The 13,655-nt window shown below is 57.3% G+C and carries 15 protein-coding genes, 1 tRNA gene and 1 riboswitch; of the genes, 5 read left to right on the top strand and 11 right to left on the bottom strand.

Annotation, left to right across the window (positions count from 1 at the left end):
* Nucleotides 1-6: 6 nt before the first annotated feature.
* Together KUA11_RS10175 and KUA11_RS10170 are read right to left on the bottom strand one after the other, a co-directional pair.
* Nucleotides 7-579 carry a hypothetical protein gene (locus KUA11_RS10175; RefSeq protein ID WP_217410170.1) on the bottom strand — a complete coding sequence of 191 codons (573 nt, stop codon included), beginning with the start codon at nt 577-579 and terminating at the stop codon, nt 7-9.
* 21 nt (nt 580-600) lie between these two features.
* Nucleotides 601-1,860 carry an aminopeptidase gene (locus tag KUA11_RS10170; RefSeq protein WP_217410169.1) on the bottom strand — a complete coding sequence of 420 codons (1,260 nt, stop codon included), beginning with the start codon at nt 1,858-1,860 and terminating at the stop codon, nt 601-603.
* A gap of 147 nt (nt 1,861-2,007) precedes the next feature.
* Between KUA11_RS10170 and KUA11_RS10165 the strand changes: the two genes are divergently transcribed.
* The 3 genes from KUA11_RS10165 to KUA11_RS10155 are packed head-to-tail and all read left to right on the top strand — an operon-like array spanning nt 2,008 to nt 3,302.
* Nucleotides 2,008-2,202 (top strand): hypothetical protein, encoded by a 195-nt coding sequence (locus KUA11_RS10165; RefSeq protein ID WP_166316491.1) that lies wholly within the window; start codon nt 2,008-2,010, stop codon nt 2,200-2,202.
* Complete coding sequence (locus KUA11_RS10160; RefSeq protein ID WP_194303327.1) at nt 2,199-2,747, top strand: hypothetical protein; 549 nt, start codon at nt 2,199-2,201, stop codon at nt 2,745-2,747. The genes KUA11_RS10165 and KUA11_RS10160 overlap by 4 nt, the downstream gene beginning before the upstream one ends.
* A gap of 9 nt (nt 2,748-2,756) precedes the next feature.
* Nucleotides 2,757-3,302 carry a Dabb family protein gene (locus tag KUA11_RS10155; protein ID WP_217410168.1) on the top strand — a complete coding sequence of 182 codons (546 nt, stop codon included), beginning with the start codon at nt 2,757-2,759 and terminating at the stop codon, nt 3,300-3,302.
* A gap of 51 nt (nt 3,303-3,353) precedes the next feature.
* Here the strand turns inward: KUA11_RS10155 and KUA11_RS10150 are convergent, their stop codons facing one another.
* Nucleotides 3,354-4,847 (bottom strand): lipopolysaccharide biosynthesis protein, encoded by a 1,494-nt coding sequence (locus KUA11_RS10150; protein WP_217410167.1) that lies wholly within the window; start codon nt 4,845-4,847, stop codon nt 3,354-3,356.
* Between the two features lie 204 nt (nt 4,848-5,051).
* Between KUA11_RS10150 and KUA11_RS10145 the strand changes: the two genes are divergently transcribed.
* Nucleotides 5,052-6,134 carry a glycosyltransferase family 2 protein gene (locus KUA11_RS10145; RefSeq protein ID WP_217410166.1) on the top strand — a complete coding sequence of 361 codons (1,083 nt, stop codon included), beginning with the start codon at nt 5,052-5,054 and terminating at the stop codon, nt 6,132-6,134.
* Between the two features lie 28 nt (nt 6,135-6,162).
* Here the strand turns inward: KUA11_RS10145 and KUA11_RS10140 are convergent, their stop codons facing one another.
* From KUA11_RS10140 to KUA11_RS10105, 8 genes are all read right to left on the bottom strand, one after another.
* Nucleotides 6,163-7,029 carry a glycosyltransferase family 32 protein gene (locus KUA11_RS10140; protein ID WP_217410165.1) on the bottom strand — a complete coding sequence of 289 codons (867 nt, stop codon included), beginning with the start codon at nt 7,027-7,029 and terminating at the stop codon, nt 6,163-6,165.
* Between the two features lie 154 nt (nt 7,030-7,183).
* Nucleotides 7,184-7,275, bottom strand: a tRNA-Ser gene (locus KUA11_RS10135).
* Nucleotides 7,276-7,378: 103 nt separating this feature from the next.
* Complete coding sequence (gene ribH, locus KUA11_RS10130; protein WP_217410164.1) at nt 7,379-7,861, bottom strand: 6,7-dimethyl-8-ribityllumazine synthase; 483 nt, start codon at nt 7,859-7,861, stop codon at nt 7,379-7,381.
* On the bottom strand, nt 7,858-9,162 hold the full coding sequence (gene ribB / locus KUA11_RS10125; RefSeq protein WP_217410207.1) for a 3,4-dihydroxy-2-butanone-4-phosphate synthase: 1,305 nt from the start codon (nt 9,160-9,162) through the stop codon (nt 7,858-7,860). The genes ribH and ribB overlap by 4 nt, the downstream gene beginning before the upstream one ends.
* Before the next feature lie 8 nt (nt 9,163-9,170).
* A complete protein-coding gene (locus tag KUA11_RS10120) occupies nt 9,171-9,773 on the bottom strand; it encodes a riboflavin synthase (protein ID WP_217410163.1) in 603 nt (200 codons plus the stop codon).
* Nucleotides 9,774-9,780: 7 nt separating this feature from the next.
* Nucleotides 9,781-10,827 (bottom strand): bifunctional diaminohydroxyphosphoribosylaminopyrimidine deaminase/5-amino-6-(5-phosphoribosylamino)uracil reductase RibD, encoded by a 1,047-nt coding sequence (gene ribD, locus KUA11_RS10115; RefSeq protein WP_217410162.1) that lies wholly within the window; start codon nt 10,825-10,827, stop codon nt 9,781-9,783.
* A gap of 93 nt (nt 10,828-10,920) precedes the next feature.
* A riboswitch (FMN riboswitch) is annotated at nt 10,921-11,082 on the bottom strand.
* A gap of 149 nt (nt 11,083-11,231) precedes the next feature.
* Nucleotides 11,232-11,849 carry an O-methyltransferase gene (locus KUA11_RS10110; protein WP_217410206.1) on the bottom strand — a complete coding sequence of 206 codons (618 nt, stop codon included), beginning with the start codon at nt 11,847-11,849 and terminating at the stop codon, nt 11,232-11,234.
* 36 nt (nt 11,850-11,885) lie between these two features.
* Nucleotides 11,886-12,512: a PadR family transcriptional regulator gene (locus KUA11_RS10105; protein WP_217410161.1), complete on the bottom strand. Its 627-nt coding sequence runs from the start codon at nt 12,510-12,512 to the stop codon at nt 11,886-11,888.
* Nucleotides 12,513-12,693: 181 nt separating this feature from the next.
* Here KUA11_RS10105 and KUA11_RS10100 point away from each other — a divergent pair, with 181 nt between their 5' ends.
* A complete protein-coding gene (locus tag KUA11_RS10100; protein WP_217410160.1) occupies nt 12,694-13,632 on the top strand; it encodes an alpha/beta fold hydrolase in 939 nt (312 codons plus the stop codon).
* Nucleotides 13,633-13,655 lie beyond the last annotated feature (23 nt).

Raw genomic sequence — 13,655 nt, 5'->3', positions numbered from 1 at the left:
GGCAGCTTACTGCTGCTGCCCCTGTCCCGGCTGAGCGTTCATTTCCTGCAACAGAACCTGCACCCCCGTGGGATTGGACTGAAGCAGTTTCACATTGGCCGGATTGAGTTTCGGCGCCTTGCCGGACTGCTGGGCCTGAGGATTGTTCGTGACGGCATAGGTAATGCCGAAACTTGTCAGCCCCATCACGAATTCACGCGGTGTGAAACCATGCGCTCGCAAAATCGGATCAATGCCCTGAACCGTCTGCACACGGGCAATCGTCTCATTAAGGGAAATATGTCCCCCCGGCGCGGGCGGCTGTAAATTGGCGTTGCGCAAAGCCTGAAGGGTGGCGGCCATGCGCGTGAGGAAATCAGGCGGAAGCCGCCATGAAGCCGCTTCCTGCACCTCCTGCCGCATCTGGGCCAGTTGCGCTTCGGTGGGCGGAGGTGGCTGCTGCGGCACATCCTGCGTCGCCGTTCCCTGATCCGTCACAGGACCGGACGACCAGACCGTCTGGGCATGGCCGACCACCGGCACCGCAGCAAGCAGCGCCGCCATAACGGCCGCAGCCCCATGCTTCTGTCGCATCCTCATGTCACGCACTCCCATCCTATCTCAAACTGCCTCAACCCATTCACCACCGCGCATCAGCGGCGTCTCGCCTCCATCGGCTCCAACGCCCGTCACATCCGTTTCGGCTGAACCAATCATCCAGTCGATATGAATCAGGCTGCTATTGGCTCCACGCCGGGCCAGATCCTCGGGGCTGCGGCCGCCCTCCTCCGTCATGCATTCCGAATACGCCTGACCGAGTGCGATGTGGCTGGACGCGTTCTCATCGAACAACGTGTTGCGGAACAACAGCCCACTCCGGGAAATGGGAGAGGAATGCGGCACAAGGGCAACCTCACCCAGACGACGCGCGCCCTCATCCGTGTCGAGCACGCGGCGAAGCACATCCTCGCCCTGTGTCGCGTGCGCCTCCACGATGCGGCCGTCCTTGAACACAACCTCGATATTCTCGATCAGCGTGCCCTGATAGGACAGCGGCTTCGTGCTGCGCACCCGCCCTTCTGCCCGCTGCGCATGAGGCGTGGTGAAAACCTCTTCCGTGGGAATATTGGGATTGCACACGATTCCGTTCTTCGCCTCGCTCGATCCCCCCACCCAGAGATGACCGTCCGCCAGACCAAGGGTCAGATCGGTGCCCGGCCCCTTGAAGCGCAAAGCCGCGAAACGACGGGCATTGAGGTCCGCCGCGCGGCGGTGAAGCTGTTCATTGTGCGCGGCCCACTCTGCCACAGGATCGGCCCCGTTCACACGGGACGCAGCAAAGATCGCCTCCCACAGCTTTGTCACGGCCACATCTTCCGGCTCGCCCGGGAACACTTCCGCGGCCCACGCCGGTGTAGCGGCCGCCACGATGTTCCAGTTCACGGCAAAACTCGTGATGATTTCGAGCGCCGGCCGATTGGCGATGGAAGCTGCCCGGCTGGCCCGTGAAACACGCTCAGGGTTCTGTCCCTTCAGGAGCGAAGGATTGCCACCCGTCACAGCCAGACGCGCCGCATCGTCACGAAATCCCTGCGCCATGCCATCGGCCAACCATGTGGCCGCCGTGTCGAACGTATCCTCAGGAGCATGGCGGTAGCGGGCGAGCGTGGCGTCATCGTCCCCATAGAGCGTCGTCACCAGTGAAGCTCCGGCGGCATAGGCATGCTCGGTGATCCGGCGCACCAGTTCCACCGCATCCAGTGGCGCGGTGACAATCACCTGCTGACCGTGACGGACATTGAGCCCGACATGCACGGCAGTCTTTGCCAGACGGTCGATGCCCTCACGGATATGGGGGGCGGTGGAACGGAAAGCGGCCATGCGCAGGATGATCCTTCGGTCTGTCAGCATCAAAAGCGCCGAAAGGTGAGCATCCTCCCATCAAAAGCGCAAGCGGCTCCCATGCGCGGGAGGCAACCATTTCGTTGGCCCGGCATTGACTCTTCACCCAACCAAAGGACGCCGCTCATGAATGATGTCTTTCTGGCCGCCATTCTGCCGCCCTCCATCCCTCGTCCGCCGCCCATGCCACCGCCGGACCCCATAGATGAGCCACCACCACGGCCAGAACCCGACCCGGATGAAGGGGACCCGCCCCCTGAAGAGGAACCCTTTGTGCTGAACCTCCCGTTGTCATCGAAGGAAATCTTTTCCGCCTCATGATCGAGTCCCATCAGCCTCTGGCCATTCGCCTCATCAAGACCGCATCACGTCTTTCCTTCTTTGTGGCCAGCGCGATCCTCATTGTGCTGGCCTACATGCTCATCGCCTTCGGCGTGACGGACATGATCCACTCGCTCGGCAATCATGTCGCGGAAGGCAAAAATTTCATCCTGCGCACAGTCAGCTACGTGGTCGTGGCCGTCGCCATCCTCGACGTGGCCAAATATTTTCTTGAAGAGGAAGTCTTCCAGAACCGCGAAAAACAGTCTCTGGAAGAGGCCCGAGCCAGCCTGACGAAGTTCATCACCACCGTCATCATCGCGGTGTTCGTGGAAGGGCTGGTCGCCATGTTCGAAGCCGGCGACAAAGGCGGAAACTCCATTCTCTATGCTGCCGTCATTCTTGGCGTCGCTACGATTATCGTCCTCTCCCTTGGACTGTATCAGCGCATGAGCGTCTCGGCGGAACGCGATAAGGTTCATCAAGGCTTTGAAGAAAAAGATCGCCCCGTGACCGGATCGACCCCGGACGAAAACTCACGCTAAAACAGATCCATGACGGCATCCTTGAACAAAAAATCTCTTCTGCGCCCTATGCGCTGTGTTCTCACGCTTTTGATCCTTGCCCCGTTTGCACTGTCTGGCGCACACGCAGCCCCGCTGTCAGACGCTGCGATCGAGCAGCAAGCGCTCGCAGGCAAGGTCGGGACAGCCCAGTACACCGCTCCCGATTTTCACCCCGGCATCGTGCGCCACATGGTCATGTTCCGCTTTCGCCCGGAAACAACACAGGCACAGAAGGCGGAGGTGACACGACGCTTCCTTGCGCTGGCCAAGGCGTCCCGACGTTCCAACGGCGCCCCTGTCATCGCCTCACTTGAAGCCGGACCACAAAACAGTGGCGAAAACGCAGATGAGGGCCTGCAATATGGTTATCTCGTCACATTCCGCTCGGAAGGCGACCGCAATTTTTACGTGGGGCGTCCTGTCGTGACGGATGCGGCATTTCTCGATCCGGCGCACGATGCGTTCAAGACATTCGCCGGACCATTTCTGGAAAAAGCAGTGGTGTTTGACTTCACGGTATCCGCCACACCGTGATGAACAGGCGGTCTCTTCCTGTTCCTAAAAGAGAGACCGCCCATTCAAATATCACGCCGCTCTCTTACGACGAAACTTGCCGCCAACACCGGAAAAGCGCTTGAGAATCTCATGCAGCATGTCGCGCCGGAAGAGCGCGAGAAGACCGACATACGCCGCACACATGACCACGCCAATGGCCATGCACTGACCGAAGTCCGTGGCGCGGATGCCGGGGATTTGTGCAGCGAGCAGACCAAAGGCAGCTGCCACGGTCGCGAAGAAGGCGGGCATAAAGTAGAATTCCGCGACAGTTGTCCACTTCACACCGTTTCTCATCAGGACGAGATACGAGGTGGCGGGGGGCCATGTGAAATAATAAATCGCAACGGCCAGAGCGACCCCCATGACGCCGTCCAACCATCCGCCCCCTATTACCAATGCGTAGAAAATTGGAGCAGCAGCAAGCATGTAGAAAAAGCTTCGTGAAAACTCACGACGGGCACTCAAAAGAGCGCCAGTAATCCAACTCAGAGCATCAAAAGGCAGTCCAATACTTAAAATTACAACATAAGGAACGGCCGCCATCCACCGTTCACCAAAAAGCAAGTGAAGCCCAGGTTTTGCGAGGGCCGCCTGCAAGAAACAAAATGGCATGACCAGATAGCCTAACAGTCGACAGGCCCGGATCACGGCTTCAACCTGACGAGGCGGATCATTACGAAACTGAGCCAAGGCTGGGAAGACTACATTACTAACATTACCCGCCAGCATCCGCACGGGTTGCGCCGCAAAACGAAAGGCAAAAAAGTAATAGCCAACGGCTGTTTTCGATGCGATCAATCCCAATACTATATAGTCACCTTGATTTACGAATTCAATCAAGGTTCTACTGAGCAAAACAAGAGTACTATTGCCGAATAAATACTCCACCTGTACGCGCCGGAAACTTCGGCCAATTTTTGGAGCAGAACGTCTCCAGAACCAGATGGCGCGCAATAGCCCAACAATAGGGAAAGGAAGGGCGAAAGCATAGGCTTTGAAGCCCAACGCCGCGAGCACAATAGTCAATATCTGCAAAGCCAGAATATCAAAAGTATTATATGTCGCAAGAAAACGGAAATCCATCTCCGCACGAATTCGGGCGGCGGGTACGGTCGCCAACGCTCTTAAAGGCGTGGCCAATGCCATGGCTATAATCAAACCGCTAAGTTCTGGCGAGTGGTACCAATAGGCGGCAACGGGTGCCATTGCGCACATACCGAGCATCCCCACCACGCTGATGATAAAACTCAACCAGAAGGCAGGCGCTTCCCATAAAGGAATAGATTTTTGACGCTGCAATAAAACCTCATCGATACCAAAACCAATGAGAGAATTTGCAATAGTCGTTACCGTAAAGGCCAATCCGATGGCCCCAAAATCTTCCGGCAGCAATAGGCGGGCAAGGATCAGCTGAGAGAAAAAACCGATACCTCTCGCGGCAAAGCTTTGCATGACCAGCCAAAGAAATCCACTGGTTGCCGCTTTGCCCACACTCCCTGATTTAGCCGTTGGCATCGTCATGACGCAGACCGCACGATTAAGAGGCACCTCTCAGCCTGCACCTGTCTCATCATCACTCCTATCTAAATTAACCACTCACCAAGGAATTAAATCACCATGTTTCTCGCGACAGAAAAAGGCCTTCATGCGAAAATCCTGCACACCATGATCGATTTTCAAGCTTATTAAAGCTATCACAACACCACATCGAAAGGAGGAAGGGCCATGTCAGAGATTGATGTTTTAATGTCTGTGTATAACTGTGAGTCCTATATTTTAGAAACACTGCAAAGCATTCAGGGACAATCAATTCAGGATATTCGCATTATTATCGTGGATGATGGATCAACAGATCAAACAGCAAAAATAATTCAAAAAGAAGCCGAAAATGACCCTCGCATATTCTATTTTTATCAAAAAAATGCTGGCATCGTATCGGCTCTGACAACAGGCTTACAATATTGTTCCGCTCCCTTTATCGCTAGGCATGATGGAGATGACATCTCTCATCCTTTGCGCTTTGAAAAAGAACTGACTTATGTTAAAGAGAATGAAGATTGCGTCGCAGTAAGCTGTTATATTGACTTGATAGATGAAAAAGGTCACGCAATACCACGTGCTCCATACACATATCCTTTGGATACAACTGACCCTTATTCTTTTCCAGCAGTAGAGCCTTATATCTCACAGCCATTTCTTATGTTACGCGCCGACAGTCTCCATGCTATCGGTGGTTATCGATATCTGCGCAGTTCAGAAGATACCGATTTGTATTGGCGTCTGCGGGCCGTAGGTCGCCTGCATGTCTTACCAGAAGTCCTTGGAACCTATCGTATCCATGGAAACTCAACGACATCCGGATCAAAAAAGAACATGCGACAATCAGCCGTATGGTCTCAACTTGCAGCCATTTCCGAACAACGTAGATTAAACAATTATGCGGATATTTCTTTCACTCATGATTTCATGACCACCTTAAGCGAAGCCGAAAACTGGCGAGATATTCTTGACCGGGCTGGACAACAACTGACAGAAAATGAAAAAAAATGGCTTCAAACAGCGTGCGCAGCCAAATTTCTTGAGCTTTGCAAGATGCGAGCAACATCAGCCAGTAAAGAAGACTTGATATTTATCAGAACTGCTCTCGCCGATAATCCTGCCATTTCCGAAGGCGCTATCATGGAAATGACGCGCTTATGGAACAGCGGACAGAGGCGCGAAGCCATTCTTATGGCCATAGCACTGAAACAGCCCAAACTTGCTGCACGAGCGACAATAAGGAATCTTAAGAAGAGCCTCACATCATAATAATACTAGAATTCTTAAAACCTTACCTTCAATAATCCGGATGAACAAACGCCTTCTTCCCATTCAACCGCCACTTCAGGTTCAACCAGACCCGGTACAGGAAGAAGGCAACCTTCAGATGCAGCGGCAACACCACAACTGAATTCCGGTTGACGGAATAATGCCGCCCATCAACATGATTATCTCGCCCTGTTATGGCGTAAATCAGGTGAATATCCCGGTCATAACGATACAATTTGTGCCGATAGCGGCTGACCAAGGGGTAGATCGTATTTGAATACATAATCGGACCGGTCACGTTCAGCACACCGATGCGCCCCGTCAGATGCGTCCATGGACGATAATCATCCACCGCTTTCAACATGGCGGGGATGACAGCCCTTAGAAACGGATGCCCCTTACACCCGATGACGTGCCATTGTTGATACTCGCCACCGGGAATGGGAACGGCCTTACGGAGCCCCACTCCTTCGTCAGGTTGCCCCGGTTGATTCTGCCATTGCGTGAGGATGAAACCTTCATCCCCCGAAATGGAAGCGTCGATCTTTCCTTCGATTCCGCTTTTCACATCGAAATACAGCCCGCCCACCGCGTAAATGAGCAGATACCGCAAAAAATCCGATCGTGCCGCCGCATATTCCGGATTGATGCGCTCATAATAAGCCAGCACCTCAGGGCTGTAATATTTGAGAATGAACGCTCGCGCGCTGGCTTCGTCATACTGACGGAACTCGTAATCAGGATTATTCGCCTTCATCTGATTGATGTAGCGTCGATAAACCTCGGGAATCGTGCCACAAAAATAAATATGATGAACAATTTTTGGGATTGTCTCACCTTCCTCAACAAACGGAACCAGCAAATCATAGTCCATGAGGCTGCGCGGTTTGTTCATCAAGGCGGTTCCATCTGTTTTATGCCAACAGATCAGCGCGTACGAACCCACGCTGATATTCTTTCTGTCTAGCGTCCAGAAAACCCTGCGTCCATGACAGAGAACATTCTGGATTAACAGATAATGCCTGTATTTATATTGGATGTTTTGAAAATGGCGGAGGGGATGGGATTCGAACCCACGATACCAGTTTCCCGGTATAACGGTTTAGCAAACCGCCGCCTTCAGCCTCTCGGCCACCCCTCCGCAAATCCCCGACATACAAACCCTGACGAGGCAGTGCGGGCGGGAACATAAGGTATCCCGCACGCGGCGTCAAACCCTCCCGCACGCCTTATTCGCCCGTATTTCAGCCGCGAATCTGCCGTAGAAGCGCAATGGATTCGACGCAGGCCGCCGCTGCCTCACGCCCCTTGTTGTGCACATCTTCGCGTGAGCGCGAAACCGCCTGCTCCTCGGTGTAGGTCGTAAGAATACCGAAGGCGATCGGCGTCTCTGTGGCCAGCGACGCCTGCTGGATGCCCACCGTCGCGCCAAGGCTGATGAACTCGAAATGCGCCGTGTCACCCTTGATGACACACCCAAGGCAGACCACGCCTTCATACTTGCCGGTCTTGGCCAGCGCCTGCGCCAGCAACGGAAGTTCGAATGCGCCCGGCGCGAGGAACACATCACCCGAAGCCACCTCGATTCCGTGCTCGCCCAGCCACTCGATGGACCCGCGACGCAACCCGCCCGTCACGTCTTCATTGAAACGGCTGACCACCAACGCCAGACGCGGCGCGGGCGAGAGGTGCTGCGAAGGAATAGAGTCCGGAGAACGTGTGCTCATGATGTGACCTTATTTGAAGAAGGAGTGACCGAATCCGCCCGCAAGGCATGGCCCATGCGCTGACGCTTGGCCTCCAGATAGGCGCGGTTGAACCGGTTGGGAGTAATTTCCACGCCAACGCGCTCACGCACGGTAAAACCTTGCTTTTGCAGCGCCTGCACCTTGGCGGGATTGTTCGTCATCAGATCAAGCGTGGTGATGCCAAGATCGCGCAGGATCGCGCCCGCAGCCGCCCAGTCACGCTCATCGGTGGCAAACCCGAGATGATGGTTGGCGTCGATCGTATCCAACCCCTGATCCTGAAGAGCATAGGCCCGGATCTTGTTGCCCAACCCGATGCCGCGTCCTTCGTGGCCGCGCACATAGAGCAGCACACCACTCTCGGCTTCGCCAATCCGACGCAGCGCCGTGTGAAGCTGATCGCCGCAATCGCAGCGCATGGAGCCAAGGGCATCACCCGTCACACATTCGGAATGCATCCGCACCAGTGGCACAGCCTCCTTCGCCGTCGGATTACCTTTTACAAGCGCCACATGCTCCACGCCTTTTTCGTCACGGAAGGCATGCACTACCAGATCCTCGCCGCCATAGACGCTTGGTAGGGACGCTTCCGCCAGTTCCGCCACAACCGCGCCTGCCGCGGGTACGGTTTGAGCAACAGCGGCCTGAACAGTCTTGCCCACCACAGGGTCGAGGCCGTGTGTGCGCACCCACTCCACCAGTTCAGCAATCGACACGATGGGCAGATCATGTTCTCGCGCGAACATTTCCAGCTCCGGGCGACGCGCCATCGTGCCATCTTTGCTCATAATCTCACAGATCACCGCCGATGGCGCGCATCCGGCCAGACGCGCAATGTCGATGGAGCCTTCGGTATGACCGTTGCGTTCCACCACACCACCGGGTGCCGCCCGTAGCGGAAAGATATGGCCGGGCGAGACCAGATCGGCCGCCGTGGCGTCCGGGGCGACGGCCGCCTGCACGGTACGCGCACGATCATGCGCCGAGATGCCGGTGGTCACGCCGTCGCGCGCCTCAATGGATACCGTGAAGGCCGTGCCACGGGGCGCGGTGTTGTTCTTCACCATCATCGGCAGGCCGAGCCGCTCCACGCGCTCAGCTGTGAGCGGCAGGCACACCAGACCGCGCCCATGCGTGACCATGAAGTTCATCGCCTCGGGCGTCATGAACTCGGCCGCCATGACCAGATCGCCCTCGTTCTCACGGTCCTCGTCATCCACCATGATGACCATGCGACCGTCCCGAATGGCCTCAACCGCCCGCTTCAGCGGGAGAGGCATTTCGTTCATCACCGATACCGACATACGCTCTCCACATATTTCGCAATTACGTCCACCTCGACATTTACCGGATCACCCGGCAAGAGCGAGCCCAACGTGGTGTATTCCCAGGTGTGCGGAATGATCATCAGCTCGATGGTGAAATCTTCACCCTCCGGCTCACCCACGGCGTTCAGCGTCAGGCTGATACCGTCGAGCGTGATCGATCCCTTCTCGACCAGATAGCGGCGCAACGCGCTCGGCACACTCATGACTAGCCGCCGTGCGTCTCCCACCATTTCGGTGGAGCGGAATGTCGCCAGACCGTCCACATGACCCTGCACAATGTGCCCGGACAGTCGTGTGGTCGGCGTGACGGCCCGCTCCAGATTGACGCGGTCGCCTTCTTTCAGACGACCAAGCGCCGTTCGGTCCAGCGTCTCAGCGCTGACGAAAAACTGGACACGTCCATGTGCGTCGAACTCGGTCGCGGTGAGGCAGACGCCATTCACGGCAATGCTCTCACCCAGAGCCACATCGGTCAGGCCTGTGTCGATGTCGAGAACACGAGATGCCTCGCCCTCTCGCACCGCCGCGACCTTTCCAAGATGCTCGATAATTCCTGAAAACATCTGTTCCTCACACCAAGACCGGCGCGACAGGCGCATGCGCCCCGGCCAGTTCCCCGAACAGGGTCAGCGGCGTGTCCGCATGACGCTGTTCGACTGAAAATCTCTCGCTTCCGTCTGGCTGCACGCCAATCGTCAGCCAGTCGTCCCACACGTCCTGCTCCCGCAGGGTCGCAAGCAGTTCAGGCCCGGCCTCCACAAGCGCCCACAGCGCACCGACTTCGGCCAGACGCTGCGGAATATCCCTGACATCATTGAGGAAGATCACATCGAAGGTCTTTTCCGCCTGCTCCAGCCACGCAGAAGGCACTTTCTGCGTGCGCGAACACACGGCCAGCACCCTCTTTCTGCGCTCGGCATGATCGCTCACACGCCGCACATTCAGACCGGGCAGATCGGCACGGACCGTGCCGCCTGCCGTCACCACGGCATCCGTGGCGCGACGCAGTCGATGCGCCAGATCGAGAGCCACTGGAGAAGTAAAGGTTGTGCGCCCGACAGGAGGAATCATGCCGCCACGCTCATCCACCGCCTGCTTGACGGTGAGCCATGTGCGCCCCTGCGTGCTCCACCGGATAAAGGGGGCGATCAGCCCGCGGCACTGCGCCAACAAGTGTTCGCCATCGGGCAGATGCGTGTGTTCGCGCGCCAGCCAGCGCACCGCGCGGCCAGCCGCTTCAAGCCGCGCCGCTCCGCCGCCCGTCACCTGCGGGTTGGGATCGGCGCAGGCAATCCAGACCGTTTTCACAGGCGTTGCGAGCAGCGCTTCCGCACAAGGAGGCGTGCGGCCGGTGTGATTGCAGGGCTCGAGGGTGACAATCGCCGTGACGATCCGATCCGTCAGACCACGCTGCGCGCACTCATGAAGCGCGCGCGCCTCGGCATGGAACGTGCCAGCGCGATGATGCGCCGCAACAGCGAGGATCTGGCCGTCCGCATCGAGCAGGGCGCAACCAACGGGCGGATTGGGAGCTGTCGCGCCGACGAAGCGACACGCCTCTCCAACCGCTGCGTGGAAGGCTTCACTTATCTGCTGATACTCTGAACGACCGGCCATCAACCTCGTCCGCCATACGACACGCACACGTCGACTCAGGGCAGACATACGGTTGCTCACACAGGACACACCATGTGCGCCTGCATTGTTCACCGCCGCTCTCTCTCATCCGGACTATACCGTCGGCTCCGGAATCACACCGGATCTGCTGACCCCTCCCCAGACGAGGAAGGCGCTCGCGGGCTTCCGATCCATCTCACAAGAGAAAAACCGGTTACCGCCGGTGGGGAATTGCACCCCGCCCTGAGAACGTCTTTCAACACTATGAAGGGCGTCTTTGCGAAAAAGCAACCCACTTTTGCTGATGAGTCACTTCACAACCGCTTAATCGTTGCGAATCCAATAGAAACGAAAAATCCGGAAGATCGGCATTTCCGCCAACCTTCCGGGCTGTTTTATGCGCTTCAGCCTTCGAAGCGGCTGACCTCAATACCGGTTCCCACCGGAAGCAGGACGCTCGTAATCCCTGCCTTCTCCCGGATGGCCCGGCCATAGCGCCGGACATCTTCCGTGCCGGGACGGATCATGTTGTCCGCCACCACAATCGCGCCGGGAGCCAGCTTGGGATAAAACGCTTCCAGACAGGGAACGTAGAGATCCTTCCACAGATCCACGAAGACGAGATCCACTTTTCCCGCCACGTCGTTGATAAGCTGCACAGCGTCACCGACACGGAACTCGATGTGTTCCGAAAGACCGGCGCGCGCCGCCATCTCCTGCGCATGACGTGACTTGTAATCGTGCACTTCCATCGTGATGAGACGACCACCGCTCGCTCGGGCAGCATCCCCCAACCACATGGCGGAATACCCAAAGGATGTTCCAAGTTCGAGGATCGTGGGATGCGCAAGACTGCGGGCCAGAATGTTGAGCAACTGCCCCGTATCTGGTCCGATGGAGCGCATGCGTTGATCCTGCCCACCGTCCCGTCCGCCCGGCGGCTCTACGCGCGGTCCTTCCCGCTCCGCACGCATCATCCGTTCGTGGTAGATATCAAGAACCGCGGAAAGCGCTTCGTCCATCATTCAACTCCCTGCTTCCATAAAACCGTTCCGGCTTCAGCTACGCTCGATAGCCTGCGCCGCCGCGTCCAGCGCGGCTGCGATCTTTTCAGCTGTCTCAGCCGCCAGATCGCCCTCTCTCAGACGCAAACGCATAGCTAGCTTGAGGTTTTCCATCGCCCGGATCACAGGAGCCGGTGCGTTCTCCCGTCCTTTGCCCTGCCGGCCCACACTGCGTGAGAGCACCTCATCCGCAGCAGCCTTGTTGGCGACGAGGAAAGCCTCGCCTTCCGGCGTGATGCGGTAGCTCTTGCGGCTGCCTTCCTCACTTTTGGCGACATAACCAGCGTCATCGAGCCAAGAGAGCGTGGGGTAGATGACACCGGGGCTGGGGGTGTAGCTGCCGCCGAATTTTTCCTCGATGGCGCGGATCAGTTCGTACCCATGACGAGGCTCCTGAGCGATCATGGTCAGGATGAGAAGGCGGAGTTCGCCATAATCGAAGAGACGCTTTCCGCGATGACCGCCACGTCCATGATGCGGACCACGGCCCCGTCCCTCAGGACGTCCGCCGAGACCACCCTCGGGGCGCCCCTCCCTTGGGCGACCACCGGCTTCACCGGTTTCAGGAGAGAAGAAAGAGTGACGGTGACGACCGTCTGCGTGTCTGTTTGTGTGTTTCATGACCACCGATATAGATCACGATATATCGCATATCAAGATATATCTGAAATTATATCGTAAGGATATGTAACAGCTCCACGCTCACCCCTCCCAACTGCAAATGTTGCAAAACAGAAACAGATATGATGCGCTGCCTCCGTCACTCTCGGTCCACACCTCACAGATGGATGCCTGCACGATTATGACTCTGTGTTTTCTGTCTCCTCGCTTCGCCCGGCGTGCCGTCACAGCCGCACTGATCGGTTTCGCCGTTACCCATACTGTCGTCCCGGCTCAGGCCGAGACGTCCACGCCTGTCCAACAGAACCTCCCCCTATGGCAGACCCTTCCGCCCACTCCCGTCGGACTGGAGCAGGACGCCAATGGTCTTCCTGTGCATGCCGGTCGTCTCAGGATCGAAGACGGTGCGCGCATCTATTACGCCGAAGCCGGAACAGGCACACCCGTCCTTCTTCTGCACGGAGGATTAGCCAACTCGGACTACATGAGCGGTCTGGCGCGCAGCCTGCTTGCGGCCGGTTATCGCGTGATTGTGGTGGACTCGCGGGGGCACGGCCGCAGCACACTGGGCAAGACGCCGCTGGGCTATGATCGCATGTCCGACGATGCGGTGGCGGTGCTGACGCATCTGAACATCGACCGCGCCGCCGTTGTGGGCTGGAGCGATGGCGGCATTCAGGGCATCGACCTCGCGCTGCGCCATCCGGACCGCATCACCCGCGTATTCTCTTTCGCCCCCAACATCACCATCGATGGCGTGGACACGTCAGCCGATCGCACGCCAACTGTGCATACATTCATTGAGCGCGCCGCAAAGGAATACGCACACCTTTCCCGCACGCCCCACGGCTACAAGCGCTTCCTCAAGACGGTTGAAGGCATGTGGGCGAGCCAGCCCAACTGGTCCGATGCACAGGTGGCCGCCATCACCACGCCCATGTGGATCGTCGATGGCGATCATGACGAAATGATCCACCGTCCCCATATCGAACATATTGCCCAGACCGTGCCGAATGCCGGACTTCTACTTCTGCCGAATGTGAGCCACTTCGCATTTCTTCAGAACCCGACGCTATTTTCCGAGACGGTCCTGAACTTCCTTGCCCTACCGACGCCCTGACACTCCAAGGCATCGTGACAAAA

The organism is Acetobacter estunensis (assembly GCF_019083805.1).
In the GTDB taxonomy this organism is placed as follows: domain Bacteria; phylum Pseudomonadota; class Alphaproteobacteria; order Acetobacterales; family Acetobacteraceae; genus Acetobacter; species Acetobacter estunensis_A.
Note: the sequence above shows the minus strand (reverse complement) of the source record. Positions and strands in the feature narration are given on the sequence as shown.